Here is a 4,737-nt window from a genome sequence, read left to right as displayed (position 1 = left end):
AAGTCAGATGTTTTGCGCAAGAGTAAAGTCAGTCGTAAGCAACAGTTGCGCTTTAAATGGTCAGAAGTCGGTTGAGTGAGTTTTTTAACAACTTTTAAGCTCGTTTATATATTTTTTTGAGCTGAGTGAGACATGAATGCCAACGGTTAATATATGAAACGTAGCAGATTTGTATGTATTATTTTTCAGTTTATAAATAAAGATAGCAGAAAAGAACCAACCATTGTTAAAGCTCTTAACTGCTATTTTTTATATACCGTGTTGTGGTTTGTATTTATTCAAATTTTAAGGAGCGAACTTTCCTTAAAATAAATTTACTACATTTTGTAGGTTCAATAAAAATATATTCTATCCAAGTTTTTGTTGGATCATTGATTTCATATATAAATTGTCTTCTGTCTTTGACATAGTTTAGTGTGTTTAAATGAGATTTAGAAATTATAATATCATTTTTTCTGTTAAAAGAAAAAGAATAATCGCTAAAAGTATCATATTCTATATCATCACCTGCTATATCAGAAGATCTTTTAATTTTTTTTACTATTCTTTTTTCATCCGTTATTACATATCCTTCATAGGGATTCATTTTTGTAGCTACCTGTTTGTAAATTAATGAATCATTCTTGTTAATAAAAAAATAAATAGTATCTCTTTTTTTTGATTGGGAATAGCCATGTAAACAGAATATACAGGTTAGGATTAAAATAATTTTTTTCATAATGTATTAATTACAGATTTTACTTCCATTGTTATCATCACCTTTAATAACAGATGTAATTCTATCTCTATCTGATTGTGGTAATGCATTCCAAGAATTTGTAAGTATTTGGTCTTTAGGATTAGTAGTATTGCTATTAGGTATATTTGCTAATCCTTCCCAAGCCATATCATTATAAAATTGGTCAGAACGTTGTCCATTATCATATTGTTTTAACCCTTTTGCAATAGTACTTCTATAGTGGTCAGCCATTTGTTGATGATCCCAATTCTTATTATAAATTCTAAAGTAATCATACACTCCAGGGAAACTTGTAGAATTACTTCCTTTTCTTGATGCAAATTCTCTTAGTCTAGCATGAATACCTTCGTGTATTATAGTTCTTGCTAAGCCTAGTGAAGTTCTACTAGATAGGGTATTTGCGTTAATTTTAATAGTAAATGTGTTTCCAGATTTTGAAGTACTTGCATTTGTATTATTATCTAGAGTAGTTGACATTTTAAACTTTAAGTCAAATTCAGAAGGTTTATTTCCATCTTCAAAGTTTTTAAGAATCCATGTAATGTTATTTTTATTATCAACCATTTTTTCATAAACACAATCCGCTTTTCCAGTAAGCCCAGTAGCGTCAATTTTATCTTCATGCAAATCAGCAACACAATCTCCATTTGCATTGGGAAATAATCCTGGGCCACAATTACTAATTTCATCCTCAATTAAAACAATATTTTCGTCGTCTTCGTTGGAGTCATCATCATCATAAACCCCACCATTACCCTTTCTCTTAACATAAATACCTTCTCCGTTTGAGCCATACTTGTTAATTTCGGGTAAGCCACTACTTCCCTCACAAACATTTATGGTTCTATAGCCTGTAAGTTGTGTATGGGTATAAACGTAAGAACCACCAGGACCACTATTGGAATACCAATCTGTATACATGGGTACTGTAATTGTTGGGCAAGATACGGAGGATCTTCCATATAAAGATGAACTGTTAGTATTGCTTCCTTTTTTGTTATTAAACTTGGTTGACATAATAAGCATGCCTTCGCTCAATTGTTTTTTATACACTATTTTTTTTTGATTGTTAATTAAGTGAACGATTCCGGTAAAATTATTGAGGTCGCTAAATGAAATATCGGAATTAATTAAGACATTGTTTAAGGGATTGACGTTTTGATAAAATTTTGCTGCATAAAAACTAAATGATTCGTCATTATTTTCTATTGCCAAAATTTTATATTTAATATAATAGGCTCCTTCTTTCTTAAATTTGTTTAATTCATTTGGATTAAACGCATTAGTATAGTTAATAGAGACTTCATAATATGATAATTCTAATTCTTCTGAGTATTGTTTTATAGGGCTGCTCCAATCTAAGGTATAATCATATGGAATAAGTTCGTTATAATCGGTTTGGTTAAAATAAGTTAGTAATTGTGTAGAAATAGTATTCACATCCAGTTGTTCATTTTCTTCTTTCTCACAGTTGGTAAACATAAAGGAAGTTAGTAGTGTTAGAATTCCGATTTTAAAATAAGTATTAATTTTTTTCATAAACCGTTAAAGTTTTAAAGTTAGTAATAATGTTTGTTGTTTAGTTATATAAACCACAACGTATATGTATAAGAATAGTTGCGGGTTTGTATGCGAGGAATTTCCGAAGGAAAATCAGATGCAGGCAAACACGCAACGACCTTTGATTAAGCACTAAACCGCAATTATTTTTATACGGTGTTGGCACCAGTTATTTATTCCAATTAGCATTTAAATTTGGATTCATTTCTTTTAATCTGTTTACCAAATCATTTGCGTTTTCAAATTTCGTTTTCCAATTTTCATTCAGTTTACTTTTCGGATATCCTTTTCCAGATTTCAGGTCATATATTGCATAAATTTCGCTTTCTTTTCCCCAAGTCAGATACAGAATACTGTCATAAGATTTAGCTTTAAAATCATTCAAATCCGTAATGTGGTCTTCAGTTCCAATTAAATGATGTTTTTCTAAAATCAGATTTTCATCAGAGTCCAATATTTCATAATATAATGGTGTCACAAAGTCAAATTCGTCTTTTTGATAGATATTCATAAAAGTGTCTTCTATTCCGCTTACTTTTATCTGTCCGATTTTGCGTTCTTGAAAACAGGACGTAAACAGAATTAAAGTCAGAAGTAGGAATAATTTCGATTTCATTTTTCTAATTGGTGCCAACGTCTATGTATATGGTTTGCTGCGTGTTTCAAGCAACTAATTTAGTAAATAATTACTGACCAAGAAAGTCCGCAAGGACTTTCGTAAGTAGGCAAGAAGCCAGCAATAAATTATATACTTTGTTGGCAGTAGTTATTTTTTATTCTCAAAATTTCTTAAACCTTTTCCTGTTTTTTCAATTAGCAACCTATTTAAAATTTCTATAGAAAATGTATCAATTTTAAATTCGTCATAAATTCCAGTGTCTCGTGAATATTCATTTACGTCAATATCTATTTCACTGTCTTTTAAGAATTGTTGAATAAATATCTCGTAAATGGAAATCAGACGTTTTTCTGTATTAATATTCTTTCCTTTTTTAGATTCAATATATTTTCCGCTTTTTGAATCCCAATTAAGTTTGTGGTCAAATTGATATAGATTATCTGTATCCATAATTAATCTATCAAGAGAATTATTTTCATAACTGTCTTTCTTGGTGAAATCAACTCCTTTATTTATTAAATACTTAAACATTTCAATATATGATTGAAAATCTATTTCTGACTCGTTTGTATTATGAACTAGTGCTTTTATAAAATCGTGAAATACTGGCGTATTCAAACTATTTATATCAGAAGATTCGATAAAGTTTATATCAGCATTATTTTCTATCAGTAGTCTAGCAATTTCTAAATTGTCAGTTTTAAAAGCAACTTGAAGAGGTGATTGTCCATCATCTTTTTTTGGTGGTTGTTTTGCAGTTGAATTCACCAATTCTGGTGATTTGATAAGGTATCCTCTTACCTTTTCAAGGTCCCTATCTCTAATTGCTTTAAAAAATGCTTTCATTAGTGTTACTTGGTTTTAATTCTGAGTAACGTTTTCGTAATTTATTGATTATCAAGTGATTGGGTTTTGGTAAAACGTTTCCTAAAAGTAATTATTTTTTTTTGGAAATGAGTAGAATTACTGCCAACGTTTAGTATAAAACACGTAGGGCAGAGGGTAAGCACTACGTTTCGAGTTTTACACTTAGCCAAATATAATATTTTGTATTTATCTTTTATTATTGAAAATGCCAAATTTTATATTTGGCGGACTTCATAAATAAACACAGAACTTTGGAGTTAACACAAAAGCCCTATGTTTTTTATGCATTGTTGTACCCAGTTATTTTTCAGAAAAATAAGATTCATTAAGTCGGATTATATATCCATTCCCCATACCTCTTGGTCTTTTCTTGTCTTCGATTGTGTTACCAAAACTATTTCCAGCTCCCATATTTGTCATATTTCCATTACCAACAATACTTATCCATCCAGTCGGTTCAAATTTTTCAAATTCAGTAAGCGTTTGAGAATGTAATATTGTTGAGACTTTATATGCAGTTCCTGATTTTACCATAAAAGGAATTTCTAAACCTAATGCTTCTCCAAATAAAAGTGAAAGATTAGCTTTAGTAGGCTCTTGTAATTCTGATTCCAAAACTTTAAGAATTTTAGTTAAATCAGTATTTGCCTGTTCAATCCATTCGACTATTTTATTATCAAAGTTCTGTTGTTCTTTTTCATTCCATATATTCCCACTTGCAGCTATTATTCCGCCTACAAGTGGTGTTGCTCCAAGAGAATTAAGAATAAACCTAATGGCTTGTTTTCCTCCCGGTTTATGAACCATTTCTTTCAACTTATTTATAATTTCTTCTTTTTTATCCATCAATTTTTGGGTTTGGTTTAATTGGGTACAACGTTTATGTATAAGAATAGTTGCGGGTTTGTATGCGAGGATTTTCCGAAGGAAAATCAGACGTTACAAACACGCA

At 30.1% G+C, this 4,737-nt stretch carries 5 protein-coding genes; all 5 read right to left on the bottom strand.

From position 1 onward, the window contains the following. Positions 1–274: 274 nt before the first annotated feature. The 5 genes from M4I23_RS19220 to M4I23_RS19200 all read right to left on the bottom strand — a co-directional run bounded on the left by M4I23_RS19220 (position 275) and on the right by M4I23_RS19200 (position 4,631). The gene (locus M4I23_RS19220) at positions 275–718 is read right to left on the bottom strand and encodes a hypothetical protein (protein WP_249755477.1); all 444 of its coding nucleotides are present in this window, start codon (positions 716–718) and stop codon (positions 275–277) included. A gap of 6 nt (positions 719–724) precedes the next feature. Next, positions 725–2,278 (bottom strand): hypothetical protein, encoded by a 1,554-nt coding sequence (locus tag M4I23_RS19215; RefSeq protein ID WP_249755476.1) that lies wholly within the window; start codon positions 2,276–2,278, stop codon positions 725–727. Positions 2,279–2,468: 190 nt separating this feature from the next. Continuing rightward, a complete protein-coding gene (locus M4I23_RS19210; protein ID WP_249755475.1) occupies positions 2,469–2,915 on the bottom strand; it encodes a hypothetical protein in 447 nt (148 codons plus the stop codon). A gap of 150 nt (positions 2,916–3,065) precedes the next feature. Further along, the gene (locus M4I23_RS19205) at positions 3,066–3,764 is read right to left on the bottom strand and encodes an ankyrin repeat domain-containing protein (RefSeq protein WP_249755474.1); all 699 of its coding nucleotides are present in this window, start codon (positions 3,762–3,764) and stop codon (positions 3,066–3,068) included. A gap of 321 nt (positions 3,765–4,085) precedes the next feature. After that, positions 4,086–4,631 carry a hypothetical protein gene (locus M4I23_RS19200; protein ID WP_249755473.1) on the bottom strand — a complete coding sequence of 182 codons (546 nt, stop codon included), beginning with the start codon at positions 4,629–4,631 and terminating at the stop codon, positions 4,086–4,088. Positions 4,632–4,737 lie beyond the last annotated feature (106 nt).

The sequence above is a fragment of the Algibacter sp. L4_22 genome, from assembly GCF_023473045.1.
Classification (GTDB): Bacteria; Bacteroidota; Bacteroidia; order Flavobacteriales; family Flavobacteriaceae; genus Algibacter.
This window is presented reverse-complemented; position numbering and strand designations above follow the sequence as displayed.

Bases quoted from the DNA above. Each gene is read 5' to 3' on its own strand.
- M4I23_RS19220 (WP_249755477.1), bottom strand. From the start codon at position 718: ATGAAAAAAATTATTTTAATCCTAACCTGTATATTCTGTTTACATGGC.
- M4I23_RS19215 (WP_249755476.1), bottom strand. From the start codon at position 2,278: ATGAAAAAAATTAATACTTATTTTAAAATCGGAATTCTAACACTACTA.
- M4I23_RS19210 (WP_249755475.1), bottom strand. From the start codon at position 2,915: ATGAAATCGAAATTATTCCTACTTCTGACTTTAATTCTGTTTACGTCC.
- M4I23_RS19205 (WP_249755474.1), bottom strand. From the start codon at position 3,764: ATGAAAGCATTTTTTAAAGCAATTAGAGATAGGGACCTTGAAAAGGTA.
- M4I23_RS19200 (WP_249755473.1), bottom strand. From the start codon at position 4,631: ATGGATAAAAAAGAAGAAATTATAAATAAGTTGAAAGAAATGGTTCAT.